Here is a 25188-nt window from a genome sequence, read left to right as displayed (position 1 = left end):
AAAATATTTGGTTCATGAACCTAGCTATGAATAGATATTTTCCTACTAAAAAGGTCTTAAGAATAGACTAAATTTGTCTAGAAGAGTGGGGGCTATTCACACCTCATTGAAACCCCTTTAAGAAAGGGGATGCCGATCCTCTATATCACCAACGGTGGATGAAGCTTGTCAGCATTCTTAAATATTTATCGTCACCATCACGGCATAGACGTGCGCTTATGGTAAGTCACACTTACATAACTTAGACTTAGAAGATTTGGTGGCTTTAACTATTAAAGCTGTAGTAATGGCATGGGTACACCATCCAGCGACAAACTGGGTGTCAAAGCTAGGTAAGTGAATTACTAGACTTCACTGTAGTTAGTTCTCAATTTTAAATTTTATTAAAGGAAGTATGAAAGTCATACTTCCTTTTCAATCTTCTACACAATAAAACTTTAGAGTTGAAGCCAAAAATAATATTTAAATTAGGTTTGAAAAATAATTACGGTGGGCGCTATCTTGTGGTAAGAGTTCTAATAAGCGTTGTATTGCATCAATTCGATCATGTGTTTGCCCAATAATTCTTAATAATTGATCGATATCCTTTATTTGATAGATCAACTGGCTTAAACGGGCATCAAAACAATGTCTCCAAGTGCTGAGTAAAGGGCTTTCTGATTTAGAAAGAAAGCTACCTTTATATAGCGAGAATGTACTGGAAATAAGATTTGCATTTAATGATTGTTCAGCACTTAAAAAATCACATTGGACTTCACAGCTAAGCCTATAAATCCGAGGCTCAATTGAATGAGGTAATAGGCTACGAAGTTGTGAAAGCTCAGCCTTTAGGGTTTTTAAGCTGACACTACGCTCACCATAAAGGGCATAGTGTAACTCTTCTAAACCAATGCCATGGGGGTGCAAAGCTAAAATGCAAAGTATTTCAATTTGACGGTGACTCAAGTTCAAGGTATGCCCATTAAATTGAACCCAAGGCGAGCCTAGCGCCTTAATGTATAAAAAATTCTGCTGTTCAAACTTTATGGCTCGTTGTATTAAATCCGCACAGCGTTCAACTGCAAGCAGCCCCAAAGGAGTATGTTTTTTATATTTTGTGGAAAGGTTAATAATGCCATGAAATTGCCCTGATGTCGGATCCCAGATCGGCGCGGCATAACAAACCCAATCTCGAACACTGTCCATTTGGTTTTCATGAGAATAGACACAACTTGATATTTGGCTGTTTAAAGTCATACCTATCGCATTGGTCCCAACAGCCTGTGTAGACCAATGCCCACCCTCAATAAAATGAACCTGTTCGGCAGAAGAAAGCATTACAGAACTACTCCATGTCCATAAGAGAGTACCTTGATGATCTGTGAGACCAATCGCCATATCTGAATCATCAGCTATTTTGAGTAAGTCGGCATAATTATGTTGGATAGAGCGGCGAAATAAAGAAGTTTTATCTTCTGGAGGTAAGGCTAAAACAGGAGCGGCATGAACAGTATGTTGATTAATTAAATGGGTTGCTTGCAGATTTTTTGCAGATGCGGTATTGAACAGGTTCATATCATATTCCTTTATGATCAGACTGTAATATTTTTAAATTTTAGAAATGAGTTTCCAAATTTATAGTCATTTACGTCATTTCTTCTTGCTTCAATTTTAAATGCTTTTATCTTTGCTTGGTTAAATCATATCTTTTGGCTTTTTTAAATGCTTTTATCTTTGCTTGGTTAAATCATATCTTTTGGCTTTACCAGTCCTTGAGTTACTTTAAAAGTGTTCTTATGAGCTGAAAATGGCTATTTCCATCTGAAATGTTAATAAACGTAAATAGGATGAAAATTCATTCGCTCATGTAAGGGCTAGGCACAGCTTCACCATGATACTGACGGTCTGCAAAATAACTTGATCGTACTAATGGCGCACTCCAAATATTTTTAAACGCTAAGCGCTCTCCATGTGTTTGATAATGCTTAAACTCTTGCAACGTAACAAAACGATGAATTGGCGCATGAGATTTAGATGGCTGTAAGTATTGACCGATTGTGACATAGTCCACTTGATAATCTTTCAAATCATTTAATAACACAATAACCTCAGCCTCGACTTCTCCTAAACCGACCATCAAACCACATTTCGTTGGAATTTCAGAACAGTAGTGTTTAAATTTCTTAAGTAAATTCAATGAATGCTGATAGTCAGCGCCTGGTCGCATGGCTTTATACAGGCGTGGCACGGTTTCAATATTGTGATTAAAGACATCAGGTGGATTTTTGCTCAGAATTTTAAGTGCACTATCTGCGCGACCACGAAAATCAGGAACCAAAACTTCAATCAAAGTGTCTGGACTAGTTTGACGAATTTCTCGAATGCAATCTGCAAAATGCTGTGCACCGCCATCTTTTAAATCATCTCGGTCAACGGAAGTAATCACAACATACTTTAAGTTTAGATTCTTCACCGTTTCAGCCAAATGCAGTGGCTCGTTAATATCTAAGGCATTAGGACGGCCATGCGAGACATCACAGAATGGACAGCGTCGAGTACAGATATCTCCCATAATCATGAATGTTGCTGTTCCACTACCGAAACATTGCGGCAAGTTAGGACAAGCCGCTTCTTCGCAAACGGTATGTAGTTTTTGTTGTCTTAATAAATCCTTAATGATTTGGACTTCCTCAGGTCGACTAATTTTAGTCCGGATCCATTCTGGCTTTTTCGGTATCGTTTCCGTTGGAACAACTTTAATTGGAATACGCGCCATTTTTTTAGCGCCACGTAACTTCTTTCCAGTTAATACTGGGTTATTTAAATCCATTTCAAACACTCCGTCGTTTAAAATAATTAATATTGAGCCTGATATTAAATAAGCTGCTTTAAATGCATTAATAATATTAAAACAGGGCAAAAAACTTATCATATAAAACAAAGGTTGGTTAAAGGTTTGTTTTTATATGTGATTGAACTATTGTAAAATTTTACAAAATTTTTTAATTTCATAACCTTCTGTTTTTAATACTTATCTCATCTTTTTATGCATTATATTTTTTTAGTCTAATATGAAATTAAATAAAAATATTCTTATATAAATATACGATTTAAAAATCCAGTTATTCAACTTGGGATTTTCTTTTAAGCGTAGTGAATAAGGAATAAATATATGCAATTAACGGAAGAGCAATTGCTAGCAGCATACAAAAGAATGCGCGACATTCGTGAATTTGAGGATAGACTTCACGATGAAAACAATACAGGTGATATCCCAGGTTTCATCCACCTTTATAGCGGTGAGGAAGCTGTTGCCGTAGGGATCTGTGAAAATTTAACAGATAAGGACTTCATTACCTCAACACATCGTGGTCACGGACATTGTATTGCAAAGGGCTGTGACATTCACGCCATGATGCTAGAAATTTTTGGCAAAGATGATGGTTTGTGTCGTGGTAAAGGCGGCTCAATGCACATTGCGGACTTAGATAAAGGCATGCTCGGTGCAAACGGTATTGTGGGTGGTGGTCCACCTTTGGCTATTGGGGCAGCTTTAAGTGCTAAAACACTCAAAAATGGTGGGATTGGTCTATCTTTTACCGGTGATGGCGGTTCAAATCAGGGCTTAACTTTTGAAGCGATGAATATGGCGGTGGTGTTAAAGCTTCCTGTCATTTTTGTTTTTGAAAATAACGGTTTTGGTGAAGGCACGGCACATGATTATGCCGTAGGCAGTAAAGATATTGCAGGCCGAGCAGCAGGTTTTGGCTTACCCGCTGAAAAAGTAGATGGAACAGACTTTTTTGCTGTGTATGAGGTTGCACAAAAAGCCATTGAACGTGCCCGCCGTGGTGAAGGGCCGAGTGTGATTGAAACGGTAACCAACCGATTTTATGGACATTTTGAAGGTGATCCAGGGCTTATCCGTTCTAAAGAAGAACTGGATTATGTCAAAGAACATAAAGATCCATTGAAAATATTCCGCGAAAAAGTCAAAGACAAAATTGACGAAGCCAAGCTCGATGCGATTGACGCTCAGTCTAAAGCCAATGTAGACGATGCCGTTGCAAAGGCACGTGCAGCTAAGTACCCAGAAGCCTCTCAGTTACTTACCGATGTATACGTCTCTTACTAAAGGAATAGTAGAAAAATGCCAAATAAAAGTTATCGAAACGCGATTAAAGAAGCAATTGAATTAGAAATGCGCCGAGACCCAAGTGTCATTGTGGTCGGTGAAGATGTTCGTGGTGGACATGGTGGTAAAAATACCGATGATAATAAGCTGGAAGGTTTTGGCGGTGTACTTGGTGTAACCAAAGGCTTATGGACTGAATTTGGTTCTGAACGAGTCATTGATACTCCAATTACAGAATCAGCGATTATTGGTATGGCGGCAGGTGCTGCTGCAACGGGTTTAAGACCTGTGGCAGATTTAATGTTTATGGATTTTTACGGCGTGTGTTATGACATGCTGTATAACCAAGCAGCTAAATTTCGCTACATGTTTGGCGGCAAAGCCAAAGCGCCACTCGTTGTACGTGGCATGATTGGTGCAGGTTTTTCCGCAGCAGCGCAGCATTCTCAGTCGCCATATAACGTGTTTGCCTCAGTGCCTGGTTTAAAAGTGGTGGTGCCTTCAAGTGCCTATGATGTAAAAGGGTTGTTGATTCAAGCCATTCGAGATGACGACCCAGTAGTCTTTTGTGAACACAAGTTGTTGTACGACATTAAGGGCGAAGTGCCAGATGAGTCCTACACTATTCCTTTTGGTGTCGCAAATTACACCCGTGAAGGCACAGATATCACCATTATTGCCTTAAGTTTGATGGTGCATCGTGCCAATGAAGTCGCTGATAAGCTCGCAAAAGAAGGCATTTCGGTTGAAGTGGTTGACCCTAGAACCATTTCACCATTAGACGAAGATGGCATTTTAGAGTCAGTAGCTTCAACAGGTCGTGTGGTGATTGTAGATGAATCAGCAGCACGTTGTGGTTTCGGACATGATGTGGCTGCGCTTATTGCCCAGAAAGGCTTTCATTATCTTAAAGCACCAATCGAATTAGTCACTCCACCACACTCACCCGTACCATTTTCACCAGTACTAGAAAAAGAATGGCTACCTAGTGTAGAACGCATCGAACAGGCTGTACGCAAGACGTTGGAGGCTTAGGATGAGCGAAATTAAAACTTTAGAAATCCCAAAATGGGGTTTGTCCATGGAAGAGGGTACGATTGCCCAATGGCTGATTCAGGAGGGTACCCAATTTAGTAAAGGACAGGAAATTTGTGAAATTGAAACCACAAAAATCGTCAATGTATTGGAGGCACCTTTTGATGGCCTGCTACGAAAAATTATTGCTAACGATGGTGACACACTGGTCGTAGGTGGAATCATTGCAATTTGTGCAGACGCTCAAGTTTCCGATGCAGAAGTTGAAGCATTTGCAAAGTCTTTAGGTGGAACACCTGCTGTAACTGAAAATAAAGCGGTAGCAGCGGTTCCTGAAAAAGTCGATGTGGCTCAAGTTGAAACCAAAGTACAAGCTGCTCCTAAACAGAACAGTGTTGGTAATGGATCAAAAGCGGTGACTCAGGGCGGATATTTTATTCCTGATGAGTTACAAGGCTACCAACAAAGCGATGATATTTTTGCAACGCCACATGCCTTGAAATTGGCTGAAAAGCATAATGTAAACTTGGCTCAGATTACGGGTTCTGGACGTGAAGGCCGTATCAGTGTTCAAGATATTCAGGCCGCAGTTCAAGCTGCTGGTGGTTCTTGGCCAGATGTACGTCATCAAGCCAGCACAAAAGCCGCGAAATCTAAAGCAGATGATAGTGATGTTCTAGCAACACCTGTTGCTCGCCGTTTGGCAAAACAATGGGGCATTAATTTGCATGATTGTCGTGCATCGGGTTCACGTGGACGAGTCTGTAAGGAAGATGTTGAAGCTGTATATCAACGTGAAAACCCTGTACAAGCTCAACATACTGAGTATGCGCATCCAACAGAGTCAGCAAAATTCACCACCGTAGCTATGAATGGTATGCGTAAAGCAATCGCTGCACGGCTACAAGCGGCAAAACGCAATGCACCACATTTTCGCTTAACGATAGACTTAAATGTTGAGTCGGTTCAGGCTTTGCGTCAGCAAATTAACAGTACTGTACCGCAAGTCAAACTGTCCATTAATGATATGCTGATTAAAGCTGCTGCTGCTGCACTGATTAAAGTTCCACAAGTTAATGTTCAGTTTGATGAAGAGAATCAGCAGATTTTACAGTTTGAACAGGCTGATATTTCGGTTGCTGTAGCCATCGAAAATGGACTGATCACGCCAATTATTAAAGCAGCGAACCGTAAATCTTTGGCGCAAATTTCCAATGATATGCGTGATCTGGCGACACGTGCCAAAACTGGAAAATTGGCACCTGATGAGTTTCAAGGGGGCAGTTTCAGTATTTCCAATTTGGGCATGCTTGGTATTCAACAGTTTGATGCCATTATTAACCCGCCTCAAGGTGCAATTCTAGCCTTAGGTGCAGCAGAGAAACGTGCTGTCGTTGAAAATGATGAGATTGTTGTTCGTGAAATGGTGACCGCAACATTGTCTTGTGATCATCGTGTCATTGATGGTGCGTTGGGTGCTCAATTCTTATCGGCATTGAAGCAGTTTGTCGAAAATCCTGCATTAATTTTGGTGTAGGAGGAATAGTCATGTCAGATACACAATTTGATCTTGTGGTTATTGGTGCTGGTCCTGGAGGATATGTCGCTGCGATTCGCGCAGCGCAACTGGGATTAAAAACGGCAATCGTTGAAAAACAACACTTAGGCGGAGTATGTCTTAATTGGGGATGCATTCCAACCAAGGCATTATTGAGCGGGGCTGTGCTTGCGCAGCAGTTCAAACATGCAGGGCAGTTTGGCTTTACGCTTAACGCGATTGATTTTGATATTCAAAAACTGGTCCATCATAGCAGACAGGTTTCTGAGCAACTGGTGCAAGGTATCGGTCAACTATTGAAAAAAAATCAAATCACTGTTTTTAACGCAGCAGCCCAGTTTATTGCCAAAGAGCAATTAGAGCTTACAGATGCGAATGGTCAAAAACAGCAGATTTCAGCACCGCATATTATTGTCGCAACAGGCGCACGTGCGGCCAATTTGCCTCATATTCCTGTAGATGGCCATCAGGTCTGGAGTTATAAAGAGGCTTTAGTTCCAGAACAATTACCAAAATCTTTACTGGTCATTGGTTCGGGGGCTATAGGCAGTGAGTTTGCAAGCCTATACCAAGACTTAGGCTGCCAAGTCACCTTGGTTGATATTGCAAAGCAGATTCTTCCTAGCGAAGACATTGAAGTTGCGAAGTATGTACAAAAGCAATTTGAACAGCAGGGTATGCAGGTTTTAACCGAAGCGACTGTAAAAAAAATAGAAACTGATCAGGCTCAAGTACATTGTCATATTGAAACTGCCACAGGTGTACAAATCATTACTGTTGAAAAGGTGCTTTCAGCTATTGGCGTGAAACCAAATGCTGAAAATCTTGGCCTAGAAGCTTTAGGTGTCGAATTAGAGAATGGTTTTATTAAAGTCGACTCATGGTGCAAAACTAATATTGTGGGCGTATATGCAATTGGCGATGTTGCAGGCGCACCGTGTTTGGCACACAAGGCCAGTCACGAGGCTATTCTTTGTGTGGAGAAAATTGCAGGTTTAGATCATGTACATGCTTTAGATCGTACACAAATTCCGGGCTGTATTTTTACCCATCCGCAAGTGGCCAGTATTGGTTTGACAGAACAGAAAGCGAAAGCTGCGGGCTTGAATATCAATGTGGGTAAGTTTCCTTTGCAAGCCAATGGTAAGGCATTGGCTTTGGGCGATAGCGCAGGATTTGTTAAAACCATTTTTAGTCAGGAAACAGGTGAATTGTTGGGTGCTCACATGGTTGGACATGAAGTCACCGAACACATTCAAGGGTTTGCCATCGCGAAATACCTAGAAGCTACAGATGAAAGCTTAGCGCAGGTCATTTTCCCTCATCCTACTTTGTCTGAGGCGATGCATGAGTCGGTCTTGTCGGCGATGCAACGTGCAATCCATATTTAAGGAGTCGCAACATGCCTAGAGGTTTAAACAATAAAGTTGCATTAATTACGGGTGCGGCACAAGGTATTGGACGCGGTATTGCCTTACGTTTAGCACAAGAAGGTGTTCATATTGGATTGGTCGATCTTCACCAAGAAAAGTTAAATACTGTTCAACAAGAGGTTGAAGCCTTTGGCGTAAAAGCCACCACATTTATTGCGGATATTTCAGATCCAATACAAATCAGTGACGCTATTAATCATGCAGAATCGACACTTAATGGTTTTGATATCATGATTAATAATGCAGGTATTGCACAAGTCAAAGCTTTGGCAGAAGTAACGCCGAGTGAATTTAACCAAATTATAAACATCAATGTCGGTGGTGTACTTTGGGGGATTCAAGCCGCAGCAAATAAATTTAAACAACGCCAACAGGCTGGAAAAATTATTAATGCATGCTCAATAGCAGGTCATGAAGGCTTTGCTTTACTCGGTGTTTATTCGGCAACTAAATTTGCAGTTCGTGCATTGACGCAAGCTGCGGCTAAAGAATATGCCAGTGTTGAAATTACTGTAAATAGTTATTGTCCGGGTGTTGTTGGTACAGACATGTGGGTCGAAATAGATCAGCGGTTCTCTGAAATTACAGGTACACCAATTGGTCAAACGTATAAAAAATATGTAGATGGTATTGCTTTAGGACGTGCTGAAACACCAGATGACGTGGCTGCATTAGTTGCATTTTTAGCCAGCGAGGATGCAAACTATATTACAGGTCAGTCTATTTTGACAGATGGTGGAATGGTTTACCGTTAATATCAACATGAGGAATACACAATGAAAGCAGCTCGTTTTTATGATCGAGGGGATATTCGAATTGAAGATATCCCTGAACCGAAAGTACTTCCAGGCACAGTTGGAATTCAAGTTGCATGGTGCGGTATTTGCGGTACAGATTTACATGAATTCATGGAAGGCCCTATTTTTATTCCACCTTGTGGTCATCCACATCCAATTTCGGGAGAATCTGCACCTGTAACAATGGGACATGAATTTTCAGGCGTAGTTTATGCAGTTGGTGAGGGTGTAGACGATATCCAAATTGGACAACATGTCGTAGTTGAACCCTATATTATTGCGGATGATGTCCCGACTGGCCTGAATGATAAGTATCATTTATCAAAAAATATGAACTTTATTGGTTTAGGCGGACGTGGCGGCGGTCTTTCTGAAAAAATTGCAGTTCAACGACGTTGGGTACATCCTATTTCAAATGATATTCCCTTAGATCAGGCCGCATTGATAGAACCTTTATCTGTCGGTCATCATGCCTATGTCAGAAGTGGTGCAAAAGCTGGCGATATCGCACTGGTTGGTGGAGCAGGCCCTATAGGCTTACTTTTATCAGCCATTTTAAAGGCTAAAGGTCTCACGGTCATCATTACTGAATTGAGTGCAAAGCGTAAAGAAAAAGCGATAGAAGCGGGTGTTGCAGATTATGTGCTAGATCCATCTAAGGTTGATGTGGTCGCTGAAGTGATGAAAATTACGGAAGACCGTGGTGTTGATGTCGCTTTTGAATGTAGTAGTGTTAATAAAGTCATGGATACACTGGTGGCGGCGATGAAACCAACTGGTGTGGTCGTTATCGTTTCGATTTGGAGCCATCCTGCCACAATTAATGTGCATAGTGTGGTTATGAAAGAGCTAGATATTCGTGGCACGATTGCTTATGTAAATGACCATCAGGAAACCATCCGCTTAGTCGAGCAAGGTAAGATTAATCTAGAACCTTTTATTACCCAACGTATTGCATTAGATGATCTTGTTTCTAAAGGCTTTGAAACGCTGATTCATAATAATGAGTCTGCAGTAAAAATTATTGTTCATCCGTAGTAAAACCTAATTTTAACGACAAATTTGAATAAGCTAGAAATAAACTTTATGTAGCTATTTCTAATATCTTTAGCGATAGGGAGTGACTCTGTACTTACAGATTCATTCTCAAATTTACAGTGTTGAGTGCCAGTATGATTTTGATCATACAGCCTAGTAAAGATAGAAAATAAGTTTTTAAATAAACCATAGGGATATAGACTAAATTTTGCTAGGAGAGTGGTGGCAGCCCACCACCAATTAAAAGGTGTCTACAAAATCATTGGCTATTCAATAGGTTTAGTTTACTGTTTGGTATAAAATATTAGACTGAGGTTGGGGTTTTGAAAGCTACGATTTCTGTTTGGCTTTTTGGCATAAGACATACAAATATAAGCTTTCTACTTTTTCACGTGCCCATGGTGTGGTACGTAAAAATCGCAATGATGACTTAACACTTGGATCTATGCAAAAACATCTAATTTCAATTTTACGACTTAAGCCCTCAAAGCCACCGTAGTAATCTAATAATTCATCCAAAATGTCAGCAAGTTTTTTGCCGTGTAGAGGGTCATTGGAGGCGTTCATAATAGATCAACCATATTTTGGGAGGCCATAATTATAACCTGAGCTAGTTGAAAAATGAGAGGGTTGGAATTTAAACGTAATTAACATTGATGTGTGCTGAAATAGCAGGAGACATTCACTTGTGAGATTCTAGGCAGCCGACTTGTAAAAATCTTCTGCCATTTGATTTGGTGTCTTAAAATGTAGACCTTTCTTTTTATAGAATAAGACCTTAAAGAAAACCTAATCAGGTGTATTATATTTAACATAATATACATTATACGAAATGCCTTTGTTAGAACCCATTTAAAGTGTCTATATTCTCACCAATAAAAATGTCTAGTTTATGATGGTTTTTATCACCATGGACTGGATATAAAATATAGATGCTGATCACTATGTCTGACAAAGAAATTCAACGTCTTGCAGTTCTGCAAGACGTTCGAGATCAAAGTATTACACAAGTCCGTGCTGCTGAAATTCTGAATCTTTCAATCCATCAAATACTCGGTTATTACATATCTGATGCATGCCAGATGTGGCCAAACGGGTCATCGTCGCCATGACGATCTGTTAAAATCAGAATGCCTTGCCATTATTTCTGAACATCTGCTTAGCTTTGGCCCTACATTATCAGCTTAATTCAAAAAGGCTTTCATGTGCTGGATCACTTCTTCTGGTTTTTCACCATGTAGCCAATGTCCTGTATTTTCAATGCATTCAATTTTCGCCTGAGAAAATTGTTCATTGATTGCCGCAAAATGTTCAGGTTTTGAGATATAAAAAGAATTACCGCCACGAAGAAATAAAGCTGGCTGATTCATTTTTTCGACCTTTTCCCAGGCCATAATATCTGGATAATGATCAAATAAAGCCTGAACATTAAAGAGCCATTGCCCTTTATTAAAGGATTTTAATAAAAATTGAATCACCATTTCTTCATGAATATGTTCACGCATAATTTTTGCTGCCTCAAGTCGTGAAGTAACATTTGCTTGCTGCACAGCAAATAAGGCTTTAAAAATTTCAGTATGATGATTCTCATGATATTGGATTGGTGTAATATCTAGGACGACCAACCTTTCAGTTTTTACGCGGGCTAAGTCCGCTATTTTCATAGCAATTTTCCCACCCATGGAATGCCCTACTATTACGAACTTTTGGATATTTAAACTCGATAAAGTTTCTATTACGTCTTCTGCCATAAGCTGATAATTTAAGTTTGAACTATGAGCAGAAAGACCATGATTGCGTATATCAATTTGAAGCACGGTTCTTTGCTCAGAAAAATATCGAGCTAGTATCCCTAAATTACTTAAACTACCGAATAAACCATGAATAAAGACCATTGGAGATAGTACTGACGTTTCGTGGTGTTGAAGTTGATAATTTAGGATCATTTGAGTATTCCGTGATTTCTTTATTTAAATGTTTATAGTGGGTTTATATTGGGAATTAATCAATTGCGAAATTTTTAAATATAAAATTTTGCTTAGGCTATTCTTTGAGGTTATTTTTTTGCTTAGGCTAAATAATTTATAATCGATTCATAAGTATTTTAAATTACGATTTAAAATCTGGAGGGATATCTGGTTATACATATGAAAGAAGATGGTTGAATTGTGATGCTGGATGGTGATGTAGACTAAATAAAATTAATGAAAACCTTAAAACTGGGATTTAATAACACATAAACCACTTTTAATTCGGAGTTTTTTCTTAAAACTAACTCGCTGTTATTATCCAAATAGACTGAGGTAATTTTGAAAATATTGTTTTTAATTATTCATTGCTTATTATTTATCAAAAAATGACTATTCATAAGTAGCTTATTAATCCACTTGATTCTGTTTAGAATAATACGTCTTAAGTCCAAATGAGTTACAGGCAGTAAACATCAGTATTATCAATCCCCCCTTTTCCCTTTCTTGATAAAGTTGTTAAACTTATGTTTTGCTTAGGCTATTTTAGTATCTTAATATGCTTAAATTAGTAGCTTATATAAGCGTGCAATCACGCTATCCTACTTAAATTATCCTGTTCAAGAAATACACCGCATAAATAAGACATTTTTTAGAAATTACAAAACCACGATTATTCATTTATTCTTATCAATAGATTGAATACAGTGGATATATCCCCGAGGTATGAGGTATTCACATCAAAATAAATTTAAATTAACTTAACATTTTCTTTATTAAATGATATTCGGGAGATGGTCTTTCAGGTTTTAATATCTATAAAATTTGATTGTAAAACAGACTTATTTATTTTTAGTCTACTGCGAAAAACGTTCGAGAATGAAAAGTATTTTATAATTTATTCTACATCCCTATTTTTACAAAATACGTTTGTAGTCATTCCAGATTGAGTCAAACTTTGATCCTGCCGCTCAAGAAAGTTTTTGGCAATCATAGCCATCGTGGGCGCCATATCCAGACTGCTGTTTTCTTCGGACACCTTTTGAATATCCTGATAGGCTTTCAGTCGTTTGCAGAAAGCCTGACGTTGAGTTTGTGCATCTGCCTTTTGATCATCTTCATCTAAAATGTATTTGGTTTCATTCACGATTTTAGTCTGTGCTGAAATAAACTGGTCATAGGCACTTTGTGAAAGCCGCTGTGCGAAGACCACGCTACTCAGTCCTAATAATAATCCAGCACAAATGAAAGATGATTTTTTTAGCATTTAAATTTCTTCTTTCCAGACATCTTCATAATCATCGGTATCGATCATGAAACGAAAACCTGTTTCCAGAGCCAGATACGGTAAAACTTCTGGTGCAATGTCCTGTAATTCACGTACTGTCATGGTTTCAAAAGTTTCTTCACTTGAAGGTTCTCCACCATAAATATACCAGCTAATATTTTCAGCCGTTTCAGGCTTTTTACGGATGCCGACAATCGGATCTTGTTTCAAGGTATGTACGGCCACCGCAACAACATCATCACCCGTGACTTCAACATAAGCCGAGCCTACTTCTTCACAAAGTAGTTTTTGCTCTGCGATCAGTTCTTGTAAAGGTGATAGGTTTTGCGTGTTTTTCGACATTCGGTCTTACTCATCAATTTTCATTAGCACGCTATTTTAACTTAATTTTAATGAAGCTGATTGGGATTTCATCGAGATCTAAAAAATATCTGCCCTTAAACCGTGTTAAGTGCAGATATGGATCTCAGCTTATTGGAAGACTTTAAAGCGCTCTTCATCTGCCAGATAATCTTTGGCACGTGGCTCGCCTTCTATCGAACCAAAGACCAACTGTGCACGCAACTTCCAGTTCGATGAAATGTCCCATTCCGCATGTACCTGTTCATCCACGATCGGATTGTAATGCTGCAATGATGCGCCCAGACCTTCTGTATGCAATGCTGTCCAGGTTGCAAATTGTGCGATCGCAGTCGAATGCTCTGCCCAGATTGGGAAGTTATCAGCATAAGATGGGAATTGTTCCTGTAAGCCTTGTACGACTGTGTGATCTTCAAAAAATAAAACGGTACCTAGCCCTGCCGCAAAACTTGCCATTTTTACTGTGGTTTTTGCAGCACTTTCTTCATCTTTAGCATAGCTTTTTAATTTTTCTGCTACAAAGCCCCAGAACTTTTCATGTTCTGAATTGAATAAAATGACGGCGCGTGAAGACTGAGAATTGAAAGAAGATGGGCTTTGCTTAATTGCAGTCTGAATCAAATCAGTTAAATGTTCAGGAGATTGTTCAACATTCTTGGCAATGGCATAAATAGTACGGCGTTTAGTAATTAAATCTAAAAACTGATTCGACATTTTTGAAAATCCTGGGATATATCTTCGGGAAAATTTGAACCTTCAGTTATTTTTATGAAGGATAGCTAATCAATGGAGCTTTTGCTTTAACGTGAGATAAAGCCTATATACCTTAAAAAATAATGGACTCAATTACTAGGCTATTTAATTGATATTTTTATATATTTTTTAGCTAAAAATGATCATTTTCATCTATTTTTTGAACAATCGTTAAAACTACTGCCCTATGCGAGTGCCTGACGCTAAACAATGGTTCAACATGCGCTATTATTGATCAAAATTTTAAGAATAAAGACCTTCAATCACCAAATTTAATCTTGCTTAGGCTATTCTAAGAGAGAGCACATCATGAAATAAATCTCATCTTGCAGATAAAAATTAATCCCCCAAAATTGGAAGATTAATTTTATAAATAAAAGCTAAAAAACCAGTTTAAAACTTCGCGTTCAACACCTGAGCAGATACTTTAGTCTTCCACAGCTCACGTAAAATCGGTAAATAGAATTTCTCACCGAGTTCAACCAACTCTGCATCAATCAAGGCATGCATCTCGTGCATAAACAGATAGTCCAGTTCAACTGTGGTCAGTTTAGTCTGCTGTTTTTGATAGTCTTTGCGTTTCTGTTGGGCTTGTTTAACCAGACGATCCGCAAATGCTTTATCTTTAAACTGGGTGATTGCTTTTAAACGCAGTTCGATAATGCCCCATCCGGTTAAAAACATCTGGAAAGTCTCAAAATCATCGCTGGTCGATTCCCAAGACATTTCTTCCAGATTTTCATTATCCGGAAGCACAGGTAAAAGAAGTTCCATCACACTCGAGAAAATCTTTTTGAAATTCAGAATAAATTTAACAGGATGCTCACCTGGATAATCCTTGAATTGCACCTTTCTTTGAACATCTGTTAAATAAATATCAAGCATAAAACAATCATCAGTGGTTAATCTCATCTAGCACTATTGTACGCAACTCTGCCCGAGATAAAAACCACTGCTGACTATTCCATGATAAAACAGGCGGAAAGATTGAAAATAAAAGCGCTACAGCTCTTATTTGGCATTCGGTGAAACCATCTGTTCAGGACGCACCACCTCATCAAACTGTTCAGCGGTGACTAAACCCAGTTCAACAGCCACCTGTTTTAAGGTTTTTCCTTCCTTATAGGCTGTTTTGGCAACCTTGGCTGCATTCTCATAACCAATCACCGGATTCAATGCTGTGACCAGCATTAAAGAATCATGCAGGAAATGTTCAATTTTTTCATGATTCGGCTCAATACCTACGGCGCAGTGATCATTAAAACTGTTACACGCATCGCCTAAAAGCTGGATGGATTGCAGCAGGTTATAGGCAATGACCGGCATAAACACATTCAGTTCAAAGTTACCTGATGCACCTGCCACGTTAATGGTGGTGTCATTGCCGAGAACTTGTGCGACGACCATCGTCATCGCTTCACTTTGCGTCGGATTCACCTTACCCGGCATGATGCTAGAACCCGGTTCATTTTCAGGAATACGCAATTCACCAAAACCACAACGAGGCCCGCTGGCCAGCCAGCGAATATCATTGGCAATCTTATTCAGGCTCACCGCTAAAGTCTTTAATGCACCAGACGCGAATACCGCAGCATCACGGCCTGCCAGAGCCTCAAACTTGTTTGGCGCAGTTACAAATGGTAAGCTTGTTAACTGTCCTAGTGTTTTAGCAGACTGAACGGCATAATCGGGATGAGCATTCAGACCAGTACCGACCGCTGTCCCGCCTAATGGCAATTCATATAAACCAACTAAGGCCTGTTCTAGACGAAGAAGCCCATGATCCAGCTGAGAAACATAACCGCTGAATTCCTGCCCCAAGGTTAAAGGCGTAGCATCTTGTAGATGAGTCCGGCCAATTTTTACAATATCGGCAAAATCCTGAGATTTGGCATATAAAGTATCGCGCAAGCGTGTGACTGCCGGAATTAACAGTTCATTGATCTGCAAGCTCGCAGCCACATGAATCGCAGTTGGAAATGAATCATTGGTAGATTGGGCACGGTTGACATGATCATTTGGATGAACCGGTTTTTGTGCCCCTAAATGATTGCCCAATTTCTGGTTGGCAATATTGGCAATCACCTCATTACAGTTCATATTACTTTGCGTACCTGAACCGGTTTGCCAGACCACCAATGGAAATTGACTGTCCCATTTCCCGCTGATGACTTCATCTGCCGCATCCACGATATAGTGTGACAGTTCTTGGGGAATCTGATTCAGCTCGGCATTGGTCAAGGCGGCAGCTTTTTTGACGAGTCCCATGGCACGAATCATTGGCCGAGGCAAACGCTCATTTCCAATTTTGAAATTTTGCAAGCTACGCTGAGTCTGAGCGCCCCATAAAGCCTCGCTCGGTACAGCCACTTCTCCCATCGTGTCATGTTCAATACGTGTTTGCATGTTCAACCTCAATTCTTCTTGCCTGTTACTGATCTTAGGAATTTCTATATCAATGATTTAATCTATTTATTTAAAGTAATTGATTACAGCAATCATGTAAATGATAATTATTATCAAATATTAGCTAAACACTCTTAATTACTGCCCTCTGAGCATATTCTGATAAAACAACCATTCATCCTCAAGCATCTTTCTGAGTGATCGCTGAGGTTGCCAATGTAGAATATTTCGCGCCTTTTCAATGTTCGCCCCCAATTGATCCATTTCCGCATGGGGATATGGTAAAGCATCCATGGTTTTGATTGCAGATTGAGTCACTTCAGCCAGTTGATCTAGCAAATCCTGTATTGAAATCAATTCACCGGCAAAATTAAAGGCTTCACATTTTAATTCCTGCTGTTGTGATAGCCATTGCAAGGACTTGATCACGGCATCACAACAGTCTGCGACATGCAGAAAACTGCGTTCTACTGTGCCATCCGCAGTATGGGCCTGACGGCGTAATTCCAGATATTCACGTTGCTGTGCAGCGACCTGCATCGCCAAAGGCAAAATATTTTTCGGTAAAGGTGGCACCGCTTCCCCCAGCACACCGTGTTCAAAGGCGCCGGCGATATTGGACAGACGTAGGATCGCAATCCGCCATTCATTATCAGTTTTGGCAGTATCCCGGATAATTTCCTCAACCATTTGTTGCGATTTGATATAGGGATTCGGATAAGTGAAGTTAAAAGGCAGATCTTCGCTTAAGTCTGCACCAGATTGTCCATATACCGCCAGACTGGATAAATGTACCAGATGACGCACGCCGGTACGCTGCATGGCACGCATGAGACTCATAATACAGCTAACATTATCATTATAATATTCAAGTGGTTTTAATACTGATTCTTCCAGTGATTTAAAACTTGCGGTATGCACCACAGCCTGAATCGAATGCTGCTCAAAGACTTTGTTCAATGCTGGCGTATTGCGAATATCAATTTTGATAAAAGGTACATACATACCAGAAATAAATTCGAGGCGCTCCAGAGTCTGTAAGTTAGCATTGGCCAAATTATCGACCACAATGACCTCTAGTCCTTGTGCTAACAGACTTAAAGCAATATGTGAGCCTAAAAATCCTAATCCACCCGTCACTAAAATCATTTATACTACCTACTTTCTGATGAAGCCAAGATCAATCTGTTGCTATTGATCAAGCCTGTAGTGAATTTCGATGAGCACCTTAATTCTTGTTACCTCCGCACCGACTTCCATTTATGCCTGGCATGCCCTGGGTTTGGCTCAGGCCTTGCAAGATAAACAGGAAGCATTCCGTGTATTCTTCTATCAGGACGGCGTATCGGTCGCAAATGCACTGCAATGGGTACCCGACGATCAACGTCATCTTACACATGCATGGCAAGCGCTACAGATTCGCCTCCCGGTCTGTGTAAGTGCAGCATTGGCACGTGGAATTACAGATCTGGACAATGCTCGACGTCACAATATTCAGCAGCATAATCTGGCAGATGCCTTTGAATTGGTCGGTTTAGGTGAACTTGCCGATGCTGTTCAGTCCTCACAACGTCTCATTCAATTCTAGATGTTTCATTTTTTAGAATGTGTTGCTTTTCCAAGGAATCTTGTGTGAAATCTGTACTTGTTATATTAACCCAAGCCAATCTGACCAGTCTGCAGGTGCATGAAAGCCTGTCGGCTACTATGATCCTGGCAACCTTTGGCGCAGAAGTTAAAGTCCTGCTACAAGGTGCTGCCCTCAGTCTGCTGCGTTCAGAATTGCAATTTGACCAGGTGCATCATGCATTCAAACTGGCATCAAATATGGTCGACAGTTTCGAGTTTTATGATCTCACTCCGATTCTGATTGAGAAAAAAAACCAGCATTCCTCATTTGTGGCACAGAGCGAACAAGAAATCGAATTTATTGAGCTTAATTCTGAATTTATTCAAAGCTTTGATCATGTGATGTATTGGTAAGGAACAAGGATATAAAAATGTCAAATTACACACTTTATCTGATCCAATCCAGCTATTCGGCAACAGCGCAGATCCTAGAGCAACTGGCTCAAACTTATACAATGGGTGATCAGGTCGTGCTGATGGGTGAAGCGGTTTTGCTGCTAGAGCATTCATTTCTTCAAAGCTTGCCGAAAATTCACATACTGAAAAATGATGCGGAGTTATTAGTACAGCCTTTGCCTGATCAGATAAAGCTTTTGAATTATGCGGATTTTGCAGATCTTTGCCTCGAGTTTAATCGCTGCATTTCAATGAAATAATAAATGAGTTAGATATGAATTTAGAATTGGATCAAGATGGCCATCTGGTTGACTATACCATCTGGAATGAAGAAGTCGCTCAAGTGCTGGCCGATAGTCTGGAACTGAGCTTAACTCCTTGGCATTTTGAAATTCTGCAAGCGGTACGTCAGTTCTATCAGCAGTTTGGTCATTCACCAGCAACACGACCACTGATTAAATTTTTAATGAAAACTGTCAGTGCCGATATCAATAATGCCATGCTTCAAGAAAAGTTTAATACTGGTCTGGTGGCCCGTCACTTAAGCCGTTTGGCTGGTGTACCCAAGCCTGCAAATTGTTTATAAAGATACTTAGCTTTCTATAGTGTGTATTTAAAGGCCCAGATCATTTTTTGGGCTTTTTTTTATGAGAGCAATTTTCAGACTGAGAATAATGAAAGATACAGCTGGATCTAATTCGTCAAGTTCGAGTTTGTTCTAATACTCGCAACGCCCGATGCAATTCATGATCCATTTCAGGCAGAACTTTAATCAGAAACTCAATTTGTGCTTTCGCTTCGGCCTTGCTCACCAGTTGGGCCTCTACCAGTTTTTGCTGCTGACTGATCAACAAACTGACTTGTTGAGGATTTGGTCGTTGTCCCTCACTTAAAGCGTTAATGATCTGAGTAAAGTCCAGATATAACTGTTCTTGTTGCTTTGATAATTCGCTTTGCTTTGCAACCGTATCGTTCTGTTTCTTCTTCGTAGTTTGACTATTCTCAGGAGAGTTAACAGATATATAGCTTGCCGATTTTTCAACTGGCAGGACCGGATCAGAATGGGTCTGATCAGTAAAATTCGTCCGATAGATTTCTTGTCGTACCTGATAGCCAATACCGGCTAAAGTCCCAAACAATAGCAATCCGAGCATTACATAGAACAGAATTGTTTTATCATTCATTTTTATGTCCTCAGCTAAAGAAGACAGCCTTTATCAAAAAGCTGTCTTTTTCGCTCATCGACGATTGACTACGGCGTTGACCAGTCTGCTGGTGCATATCCAATCCGGACGCGTTGTGGATGATTTCCTACCGGTACACTCAGCACTTTATTGCCTGTGGCAAAATCAATCACTGTGACTACATCTGTTTCACTTTCTGAAATTACACAGCTACGACCATCCGGGCTTCGCGTTGCCCAATAAGGTTTACCTGCAGAAATCAGTTTCCCGGCTGTCAGTGTTTTGCGATCTACAATCGTAGCATAGTTATCCATGGTACCGGCGACACAGAGCTTTTCACCATCAGCACTGATTGACAATCCATGATGACGTGAATCATTCACCCATTTTGTCCGGTCTTTCGGAATACTGTCACTACCAGGCAGCTGTCCGATCCGGCTAATCTTGTTCTGGTTCAGATCGTATTCAATCAAACCATTAAAGAATGAAACCTGGGCATACAGTTTGGTTTCATCCTTGCTAAATACCATTGGTCGTACTGAGTTGGATAAATCTTTACGACCAAATGCATCAAGTGCAGGTCTGAAATCGATTTTTCTTAGCACCTGATGCGTATTGGCATCTGCGATAGTGATAAAACGCTTACCTTTAGTAAAGTCTTGCCACTGTGCATCCATCGAGGTTTCCACATTGCCGATGGCAGAGTTCAGGATCTTGTTGCCGCCATCGAAGTAAATATTTTCATGCGGTTTATCGCCAGTACTGAAACGGCCTAACTCTTTACCGGTATGGATATCTAGTACATGCACTACATTTCCTGAAGATGCAGATACAGCGATGCGCTGCCCATCTGGTGATACTGCCATATGGTCGGCACGGAAGCCTTCTACAGGCGTCCGCCAGTTAATCTTGCCGGTTTTGATATTAATTGATACCACATCGGCGAAACTTGGGCGTGATGCAACGACTGACTGCCCGTCTGGTGTCGAGTACATATCATCCACCAACTGATCATTGCCTTCACCGGCTGTGGTCTGAATATAAGTATAGGCAATCAGTTTGATTGGATTCAGGTGAATTTCCTTAAGGCGCTCTTTACGGTCAGGAATCATGTTAATGACGCCTATTTTGCCAAAATCACCCGATGGACGAATCACGGTTACTGTGCCATCCCAGTTATTTCCGACAAAGAAAACCTGCTGTGAATTGGCAGGTGCAGCTGAAGACGAAGTAGCGGCCTGTACACTCGGCAACGCAGAAAGCATCGCCATTGCAGATAATGTCAGACAGAACCGTGGCCATTTTTTATTTTGAATTTTCATCCATTATGCTCCGCATCATAATTTATATTTTTGTTTTCATTCCTTGTTGTGTACACAGTCAGGCTGTGTTTTAACTTATCTAATATACAAACGTATAAAATGATTTACTGTTATTTCCGACCAAAAAATATGCAGCCATTTTAAATCTATCACTTCAGGTTCTATGAATTTAGGTGATCATCGTACTTCGATCTTATGTATCCAGTACATCGACAAACTGTGCATTGAGCACATTGGCAAGATCAGCTGGTTTTATTCCGATATCCAAGCCTCTTTTACCGCCACTGACATAGATCGTATTCAACTGTTCTGCGCTGGCATCAATCACCGTTTTTAATCGTTTCTTTTGACCAATGGGACTGATTCCGCCGACCAGATAACCGGTCAAGCGTTCTGCATGTTTAGGATCTGCCATCTGGAGTTTTTTGCATCCTACGGCCTGCGCTACTTTTTTCAGATTGAGTTGATGATGTACCGGTAAGATGGCAACAAAATACTGTTTTTCATCCGTGACTAATAAAGTTTTAAAGACTTCTTCCACCGAAAGCCCCAATTTCTCAGCAGCTTCTAGCCCGAAACTTTTGGCATTGGCATCATGTTCATATTCATGAATGCTGTATTCAATTTTATTGGCTTTTAATAGTTTGCATGCAGGTGTCATAGAAAGTCTTGTTTGAGATGAATCGCATGATTATATAAAGATTAGCTCAAGAAGTTAATTTAGAGGAGGCAACTATAGAGCAAATTTTGCTTTAAGCCCGTATTCCGCCTCAATCAGACCTATTTAGTTCAATCTTTACACTCTTCAATACTTTTAAACTTTTCTTGAAAGATGATGCTGCGCAAAATTGCATCAAATGTATGCGTTTTTGCCACTGTCTATGCGTTAGGTGAATCATATCTTTACTGCGTAGAAGACTTGAAGATGAACACATTCGTCACCTCACAGATCTATACACACGAAGCATATAAGTCGAGCGTTTTATCTTAAACCTGCTGAGATTCAACCCTTATATCTAGAAGATGAAGTACATTTTTGCACAGCACTTATCATGGATGCTTGAAGTTAAAGTAATGTAATTAATTCCAATCTATTGGAAGAATAGACCTAGGAAAATCCAAGGACAATAAGAGAAAATATCATTAACATATTGTCTTATCTTATATTTTTAAATTTTCATCACGTTTTAAGAAGCGGTCGATAGCTTATATATAAAGAGGATAATCAGCACAACTCTAAAGTCAGAATGTAAAGAGTTTTCTATGCTCTAGAAGTCGAACATTGCGGTAAAATCAGCCAGACAACTCTTGCTCAAAACTAAAAATATCACTAAAAGGAAGAATTTAGCGTTAACATGAAGATACAGTTACATAAAGGATATTAACTGTTTTTGCCAATTGGGTTTACAATGAAAATAATCTGAATACCCAGCGAATTGTAATTTTTTAACATTGCCAAATCTCTGCAAAGTTTTCATTATAGCGCCACTGTTTGCTATATGCTTTCTACGTTAATTCAAAGAAATTATAAATAGTAATGTAGAAAATCATGCAATAATAAGCAGAGTTTGCAGACATCTTGCAAACAAACCCCGATACTTTTTAATTGGAGCATGCTGGATGAGTTCGACCATTTTGGTTATTCATGGACCGAATTTAAACTTGCTTGGGAAGCGCGAACCGGAAGTTTATGGTCACCTTAGTCTTGAGGATATTAACCAGCAACTGATTACTCAGGCTCAAAAGGCCACATTACAACTCGAAACGTTCCAAAGCAACTGGGAAGGTGCCATTGTTGACCGAATTCATCAAGCTCAGCAAGACGGCATTCAATATATCATTATTAATCCAGCAGCATTGACCCATACCTCTGTTGCGGTTCGCGATGCTCTCCTTGGCGTTGCCATTCCTTTTATTGAAGTCCATCTGTCTAATGTGCATGCACGTGAGGCATTCCGACATCATTCATACTTGTCCGATAAAGCCATCGGCGTGATCTGTGGTCTAGGTGCAAAAGGCTATGCTGCTGCCCTCGACTATATCATTGAAAAAATACAACCTTCTACACAATCTTAATTAGGAATACTGTCTCATGGATATCCGTAAAATCAAGAAACTCATCGACTTGATGATTGAATCTGACTTACAGGCGATCGAAGTTAAAGAAGGCGATCAATCGATTGCATTAACTCGTCGTAATCCAGTGGTTGCAGCAGCTGTTCCTGCGATGCCTGCACCAGCAGCCGAAGCGCCAGCAGCAAAATCTCCTCGCGGTGCAGTTGAAACTTCACCAATGGTCGGCGTGTTCTATGCGGCACCAAGCCCAGGCGAAGCGACATTTGTCAAAGTGGGTCAAACCGTTTCTGCTGGTGATACCTTAGGTATTATCGAAGCCATGAAAATCATGAACCCGATTGAAGCAACTCAAAGTGGTGTGATCGAAGAAATTCTGGTGAAAAATGGTGATGTGATTCAATTCGGCCAACCACTTTTCCGCTACCGCGCTTAATCACCCCGGGGATTTATAATGTTGCAAAAAGTTTTAATTGCAAACCGTGGTGAAATTGCATTACGCATCACCCGGGCTTGCAGAACTTTAGGGATCAAAACTGTAGGTGTCTATTCTGACGCAGACAAGGACCTGATGCATTTACGTTTCTGTGATGAAGCAGTATGTATCGGCCCTGGTGCCAGCAGTGACAGCTACCTGAATATTCCTGCGATTATTACAGCTGCTGAAATTACCGGCGCAGATGCAATCCATCCTGGTTATGGATTCCTCGCTGAAAATGCAGAATTTGCTGAGATCGTAGAAAATTCTGGTTTTATCTTTATTGGTCCACGTCCGGAACATATTCGTTTAATGGGGAACAAGGTTTCTGCCATTATTGCCATGAAAAAGGCTGGTGTACCAACAGTACCGGGCTGCGACCATGCCGTAACGATTCACAATGCCATGGCTGAAGCCAAAGAGATCGGTTTTCCACTGATTGTAAAAGCTGCTTCTGGCGGTGGTGGTCGTGGTATGCGTATCGTAGAAAATGTCGATACCCTGCTGGAATCTGTTCAGGCTGCACAGCGTGATGCGGAAATGTGGTTTGGTGATGATACGGTCTATATGGAACGTTTCCTGCAAAAGCCACGTCACGTCGAAGTGCAAGTACTCGCTGATGGTAATGGCCATGCGATTCATCTGTATGATCGTGACTGTTCACTACAGCGTCGCCATCAAAAAGTACTGGAGGAAGCGCCTGCGCCAAACTTACCAGAGCAAGCACGTGCTGATATTCTAGAAGCCTGTGTCAATGCCTGTAAATTGATGCAATATCGTGGTGCAGGTACATTCGAATTCCTGTTTGAAGATGATGAGTTCTTCTTCATTGAAATGAATACGCGTGTTCAGGTTGAGCATCCGGTGACTGAAATGGTCACGGGGATCGATATTATCGAACAGCAATTGCGTATTGCTGGCGGCTTAGGCCTAGATATTCAGCAAGAAGACGTCAAGGTTTTAGGACATGCGATTGAGTGCCGTATTAACGCAGAAGATCCATCGACCTTCCTGCCTTCACCAGGCAAGATTGACAACTTCTATGCACCAGGCGGCGCAGGTATCCGTTTAGATTCGCATGTTTATCCAGGCTACAGCATTCCACCGTATTATGATTCGATGATTGCCAAACTGATTTCGCATGGTAAGGATCGTGAGACATCTATTTCTCGAATGAGAAATGCTTTGGAAGAAATGATTTTAACTGGTGTTAAAACTAATATTCCTTTGCATAAAGATTTAATCCTTCAGGATAAAAACTTCTGCAAACAGGCAATGGATATTCATTACCTAGAGAAGCATTTGTTAAAGCAGCTTGAAGGTGCTGAAGATAAAGCCTAAATCAAAGCTCATAAAA

26 protein-coding genes and 1 pseudogene are annotated in these 25188 nt (G+C 40.3%); 14 read left to right on the top strand and 13 right to left on the bottom strand.

Features of this window, described 5'->3' with window-relative positions; genetic code table 11:
• Window positions 1–462: 462 nt before the first annotated feature.
• Entirely contained in the window at window positions 463–1554 is a 1092-nt protein-coding gene (locus AC1IR0_RS08815; protein WP_479741306.1) for a transcriptional regulator, read from the bottom strand.
• A 280-nt stretch (window positions 1555–1834) separates the two neighbouring features.
• Window positions 1835–2809, bottom strand: a complete 975-nt coding sequence (gene lipA, locus AC1IR0_RS08810; protein WP_479741305.1) for a lipoyl synthase — start codon at window positions 2807–2809, stop codon at window positions 1835–1837.
• 342 nt (window positions 2810–3151) lie between these two features.
• Between lipA and AC1IR0_RS08805 the strand changes: the two genes are divergently transcribed.
• Genes AC1IR0_RS08805 through AC1IR0_RS08780 form a run of 6 tightly spaced genes read left to right on the top strand, consistent with a single transcriptional unit; the run spans window position 3152 to window position 9975 of the window.
• The gene (locus tag AC1IR0_RS08805) at window positions 3152–4114 is read left to right on the top strand and encodes a thiamine pyrophosphate-dependent dehydrogenase E1 component subunit alpha (protein ID WP_070154253.1); all 963 of its coding nucleotides are present in this window, start codon (window positions 3152–3154) and stop codon (window positions 4112–4114) included.
• 15 nt (window positions 4115–4129) lie between these two features.
• A complete protein-coding gene (locus AC1IR0_RS08800) occupies window positions 4130–5149 on the top strand; it encodes an alpha-ketoacid dehydrogenase subunit beta (RefSeq protein WP_048881927.1) in 1020 nt (339 codons plus the stop codon).
• A gap of 1 nt (window position 5150) precedes the next feature.
• Window positions 5151–6686 (top strand): 2-oxo acid dehydrogenase subunit E2, encoded by a 1536-nt coding sequence (locus tag AC1IR0_RS08795; protein WP_479741304.1) that lies wholly within the window; start codon window positions 5151–5153, stop codon window positions 6684–6686.
• An 11-nt stretch (window positions 6687–6697) separates the two neighbouring features.
• Window positions 6698–8098: a dihydrolipoyl dehydrogenase gene (gene lpdA / locus AC1IR0_RS08790; protein WP_312537014.1), complete on the top strand. Its 1401-nt coding sequence runs from the start codon at window positions 6698–6700 to the stop codon at window positions 8096–8098.
• 11 nt (window positions 8099–8109) lie between these two features.
• On the top strand, window positions 8110–8895 hold the full coding sequence (locus AC1IR0_RS08785; RefSeq protein ID WP_126036463.1) for an acetoin reductase: 786 nt from the start codon (window positions 8110–8112) through the stop codon (window positions 8893–8895).
• Window positions 8896–8916: 21 nt separating this feature from the next.
• Window positions 8917–9975, top strand: a complete 1059-nt coding sequence (locus AC1IR0_RS08780) for a 2,3-butanediol dehydrogenase (protein ID WP_010326712.1) — start codon at window positions 8917–8919, stop codon at window positions 9973–9975.
• A gap of 330 nt (window positions 9976–10305) precedes the next feature.
• Here AC1IR0_RS08780 and AC1IR0_RS08775 read toward each other — a convergent pair whose 3' ends face one another.
• Window positions 10306–10542 (bottom strand): VF530 family protein, encoded by a 237-nt coding sequence (locus AC1IR0_RS08775; RefSeq protein ID WP_104471312.1) that lies wholly within the window; start codon window positions 10540–10542, stop codon window positions 10306–10308.
• A gap of 365 nt (window positions 10543–10907) precedes the next feature.
• On the opposite strand from AC1IR0_RS08775, the pseudogene AC1IR0_RS08770 reads away from it, so the two are divergent.
• A pseudogene (locus tag AC1IR0_RS08770) lies at window positions 10908–11157 on the top strand (ISNCY family transposase); the annotation flags it as partial.
• 2 nt (window positions 11158–11159) lie between these two features.
• Here the strand turns inward: AC1IR0_RS08770 and AC1IR0_RS08765 are convergent.
• From AC1IR0_RS08765 to AC1IR0_RS08735, 7 genes are all read right to left on the bottom strand, one after another.
• The gene (locus tag AC1IR0_RS08765; protein ID WP_247143411.1) at window positions 11160–11921 is read right to left on the bottom strand and encodes an alpha/beta fold hydrolase; all 762 of its coding nucleotides are present in this window, start codon (window positions 11919–11921) and stop codon (window positions 11160–11162) included.
• A gap of 919 nt (window positions 11922–12840) precedes the next feature.
• On the bottom strand, window positions 12841–13209 hold the full coding sequence (locus AC1IR0_RS08760) for a hypothetical protein (protein WP_005107026.1): 369 nt from the start codon (window positions 13207–13209) through the stop codon (window positions 12841–12843).
• The gene (locus AC1IR0_RS08755) at window positions 13210–13572 is read right to left on the bottom strand and encodes an immunity protein Imm33 domain-containing protein (RefSeq protein ID WP_253145367.1); all 363 of its coding nucleotides are present in this window, start codon (window positions 13570–13572) and stop codon (window positions 13210–13212) included.
• A gap of 129 nt (window positions 13573–13701) precedes the next feature.
• Complete coding sequence (locus tag AC1IR0_RS08750) at window positions 13702–14304, bottom strand: nitroreductase family protein (RefSeq protein WP_409653291.1); 603 nt, start codon at window positions 14302–14304, stop codon at window positions 13702–13704.
• A gap of 432 nt (window positions 14305–14736) precedes the next feature.
• On the bottom strand, window positions 14737–15228 hold the full coding sequence (locus AC1IR0_RS08745; protein WP_409653289.1) for a hypothetical protein: 492 nt from the start codon (window positions 15226–15228) through the stop codon (window positions 14737–14739).
• A 126-nt stretch (window positions 15229–15354) separates the two neighbouring features.
• Window positions 15355–16749, bottom strand: a complete 1395-nt coding sequence (fumC, locus tag AC1IR0_RS08740) for a class II fumarate hydratase (RefSeq protein WP_195724781.1) — start codon at window positions 16747–16749, stop codon at window positions 15355–15357.
• A gap of 138 nt (window positions 16750–16887) precedes the next feature.
• Window positions 16888–17898 carry an NAD-dependent epimerase/dehydratase family protein gene (locus tag AC1IR0_RS08735; RefSeq protein WP_479741303.1) on the bottom strand — a complete coding sequence of 337 codons (1011 nt, stop codon included), beginning with the start codon at window positions 17896–17898 and terminating at the stop codon, window positions 16888–16890.
• 70 nt (window positions 17899–17968) lie between these two features.
• Between AC1IR0_RS08735 and tusD the strand changes: the two genes are divergently transcribed.
• Genes tusD through AC1IR0_RS08715 form a run of 4 tightly spaced genes read left to right on the top strand, consistent with a single transcriptional unit; the run spans window position 17969 to window position 19360 of the window.
• Window positions 17969–18337: a sulfurtransferase complex subunit TusD gene (tusD, locus tag AC1IR0_RS08730; RefSeq protein WP_004280211.1), complete on the top strand. Its 369-nt coding sequence runs from the start codon at window positions 17969–17971 to the stop codon at window positions 18335–18337.
• Between the two features lie 44 nt (window positions 18338–18381).
• Entirely contained in the window at window positions 18382–18732 is a 351-nt protein-coding gene (locus AC1IR0_RS08725; protein ID WP_409653286.1) for a hypothetical protein, read from the top strand.
• Between the two features lie 17 nt (window positions 18733–18749).
• Window positions 18750–19034: a DsrH/TusB family sulfur metabolism protein gene (locus AC1IR0_RS08720; RefSeq protein ID WP_409653285.1), complete on the top strand. Its 285-nt coding sequence runs from the start codon at window positions 18750–18752 to the stop codon at window positions 19032–19034.
• Window positions 19035–19048: 14 nt separating this feature from the next.
• Window positions 19049–19360, top strand: coding sequence for a TusE/DsrC/DsvC family sulfur relay protein (locus AC1IR0_RS08715; protein WP_004280207.1), 312 nt, complete (start codon window positions 19049–19051; stop codon window positions 19358–19360).
• Window positions 19361–19475: 115 nt separating this feature from the next.
• On the opposite strand, the gene AC1IR0_RS08710 is transcribed toward AC1IR0_RS08715, so the two are convergent.
• The 3 genes from AC1IR0_RS08710 to ybaK all read right to left on the bottom strand — a co-directional run bounded on the left by AC1IR0_RS08710 (window position 19476) and on the right by ybaK (window position 21941).
• Window positions 19476–19958: a hypothetical protein gene (locus AC1IR0_RS08710; RefSeq protein ID WP_184413201.1), complete on the bottom strand. Its 483-nt coding sequence runs from the start codon at window positions 19956–19958 to the stop codon at window positions 19476–19478.
• A 68-nt stretch (window positions 19959–20026) separates the two neighbouring features.
• The gene (locus AC1IR0_RS08705) at window positions 20027–21280 is read right to left on the bottom strand and encodes a YncE family protein (protein ID WP_409653281.1); all 1254 of its coding nucleotides are present in this window, start codon (window positions 21278–21280) and stop codon (window positions 20027–20029) included.
• 193 nt (window positions 21281–21473) lie between these two features.
• Window positions 21474–21941, bottom strand: a complete 468-nt coding sequence (ybaK, locus tag AC1IR0_RS08700) for a Cys-tRNA(Pro) deacylase (RefSeq protein ID WP_004280203.1) — start codon at window positions 21939–21941, stop codon at window positions 21474–21476.
• 959 nt (window positions 21942–22900) lie between these two features.
• Here ybaK and aroQ point away from each other — a divergent pair.
• The 3 genes from aroQ to accC are packed head-to-tail and all read left to right on the top strand — an operon-like array spanning window position 22901 to window position 25172.
• On the top strand, window positions 22901–23356 hold the full coding sequence (gene aroQ, locus AC1IR0_RS08695; protein ID WP_409653183.1) for a type II 3-dehydroquinate dehydratase: 456 nt from the start codon (window positions 22901–22903) through the stop codon (window positions 23354–23356).
• 16 nt (window positions 23357–23372) lie between these two features.
• Entirely contained in the window at window positions 23373–23789 is a 417-nt protein-coding gene (accB, locus tag AC1IR0_RS08690; protein ID WP_311204653.1) for an acetyl-CoA carboxylase biotin carboxyl carrier protein, read from the top strand.
• A gap of 18 nt (window positions 23790–23807) precedes the next feature.
• Window positions 23808–25172, top strand: a complete 1365-nt coding sequence (accC, locus tag AC1IR0_RS08685) for an acetyl-CoA carboxylase biotin carboxylase subunit (protein WP_004646808.1) — start codon at window positions 23808–23810, stop codon at window positions 25170–25172.
• The last annotated feature ends 16 nt before the right edge of the window (window positions 25173–25188 follow it).

This window comes from Acinetobacter sp. 129952 (assembly GCF_056642055.1).
This window is presented reverse-complemented; position numbering and strand designations above follow the sequence as displayed.

Bases quoted from the DNA above. Each gene is read 5' to 3' on its own strand.
- AC1IR0_RS08815 (WP_479741306.1), bottom strand. From the start codon at position 1,554: ATGAACCTGTTCAATACCGCATCTGCAAAAAATCTGCAAGCAACCCAT.
- lipA (WP_479741305.1), bottom strand. From the start codon at position 2,809: ATGGATTTAAATAACCCAGTATTAACTGGAAAGAAGTTACGTGGCGCT.
- AC1IR0_RS08805 (WP_070154253.1), top strand. From the start codon at position 3,152: ATGCAATTAACGGAAGAGCAATTGCTAGCAGCATACAAAAGAATGCGC.
- AC1IR0_RS08800 (WP_048881927.1), top strand. From the start codon at position 4,130: ATGCCAAATAAAAGTTATCGAAACGCGATTAAAGAAGCAATTGAATTA.
- AC1IR0_RS08795 (WP_479741304.1), top strand. From the start codon at position 5,151: ATGAGCGAAATTAAAACTTTAGAAATCCCAAAATGGGGTTTGTCCATG.
- lpdA (WP_312537014.1), top strand. From the start codon at position 6,698: ATGTCAGATACACAATTTGATCTTGTGGTTATTGGTGCTGGTCCTGGA.
- AC1IR0_RS08785 (WP_126036463.1), top strand. From the start codon at position 8,110: ATGCCTAGAGGTTTAAACAATAAAGTTGCATTAATTACGGGTGCGGCA.
- AC1IR0_RS08780 (WP_010326712.1), top strand. From the start codon at position 8,917: ATGAAAGCAGCTCGTTTTTATGATCGAGGGGATATTCGAATTGAAGAT.
- AC1IR0_RS08775 (WP_104471312.1), bottom strand. From the start codon at position 10,542: ATGAACGCCTCCAATGACCCTCTACACGGCAAAAAACTTGCTGACATT.
- AC1IR0_RS08765 (WP_247143411.1), bottom strand. From the start codon at position 11,921: ATGATCCTAAATTATCAACTTCAACACCACGAAACGTCAGTACTATCT.
- AC1IR0_RS08760 (WP_005107026.1), bottom strand. From the start codon at position 13,209: ATGCTAAAAAAATCATCTTTCATTTGTGCTGGATTATTATTAGGACTG.
- AC1IR0_RS08755 (WP_253145367.1), bottom strand. From the start codon at position 13,572: ATGTCGAAAAACACGCAAAACCTATCACCTTTACAAGAACTGATCGCA.
- AC1IR0_RS08750 (WP_409653291.1), bottom strand. From the start codon at position 14,304: ATGTCGAATCAGTTTTTAGATTTAATTACTAAACGCCGTACTATTTAT.
- AC1IR0_RS08745 (WP_409653289.1), bottom strand. From the start codon at position 15,228: ATGCTTGATATTTATTTAACAGATGTTCAAAGAAAGGTGCAATTCAAG.
- fumC (WP_195724781.1), bottom strand. From the start codon at position 16,749: ATGCAAACACGTATTGAACATGACACGATGGGAGAAGTGGCTGTACCG.
- AC1IR0_RS08735 (WP_479741303.1), bottom strand. From the start codon at position 17,898: ATGATTTTAGTGACGGGTGGATTAGGATTTTTAGGCTCACATATTGCT.
- tusD (WP_004280211.1), top strand. From the start codon at position 17,969: ATGAGCACCTTAATTCTTGTTACCTCCGCACCGACTTCCATTTATGCC.
- AC1IR0_RS08720 (WP_409653285.1), top strand. From the start codon at position 18,750: ATGTCAAATTACACACTTTATCTGATCCAATCCAGCTATTCGGCAACA.
- AC1IR0_RS08715 (WP_004280207.1), top strand. From the start codon at position 19,049: ATGAATTTAGAATTGGATCAAGATGGCCATCTGGTTGACTATACCATC.
- AC1IR0_RS08710 (WP_184413201.1), bottom strand. From the start codon at position 19,958: ATGAATGATAAAACAATTCTGTTCTATGTAATGCTCGGATTGCTATTG.
- AC1IR0_RS08705 (WP_409653281.1), bottom strand. From the start codon at position 21,280: ATGAAAATTCAAAATAAAAAATGGCCACGGTTCTGTCTGACATTATCT.
- ybaK (WP_004280203.1), bottom strand. From the start codon at position 21,941: ATGACACCTGCATGCAAACTATTAAAAGCCAATAAAATTGAATACAGC.
- aroQ (WP_409653183.1), top strand. From the start codon at position 22,901: ATGAGTTCGACCATTTTGGTTATTCATGGACCGAATTTAAACTTGCTT.
- accB (WP_311204653.1), top strand. From the start codon at position 23,373: ATGGATATCCGTAAAATCAAGAAACTCATCGACTTGATGATTGAATCT.
- accC (WP_004646808.1), top strand. From the start codon at position 23,808: ATGTTGCAAAAAGTTTTAATTGCAAACCGTGGTGAAATTGCATTACGC.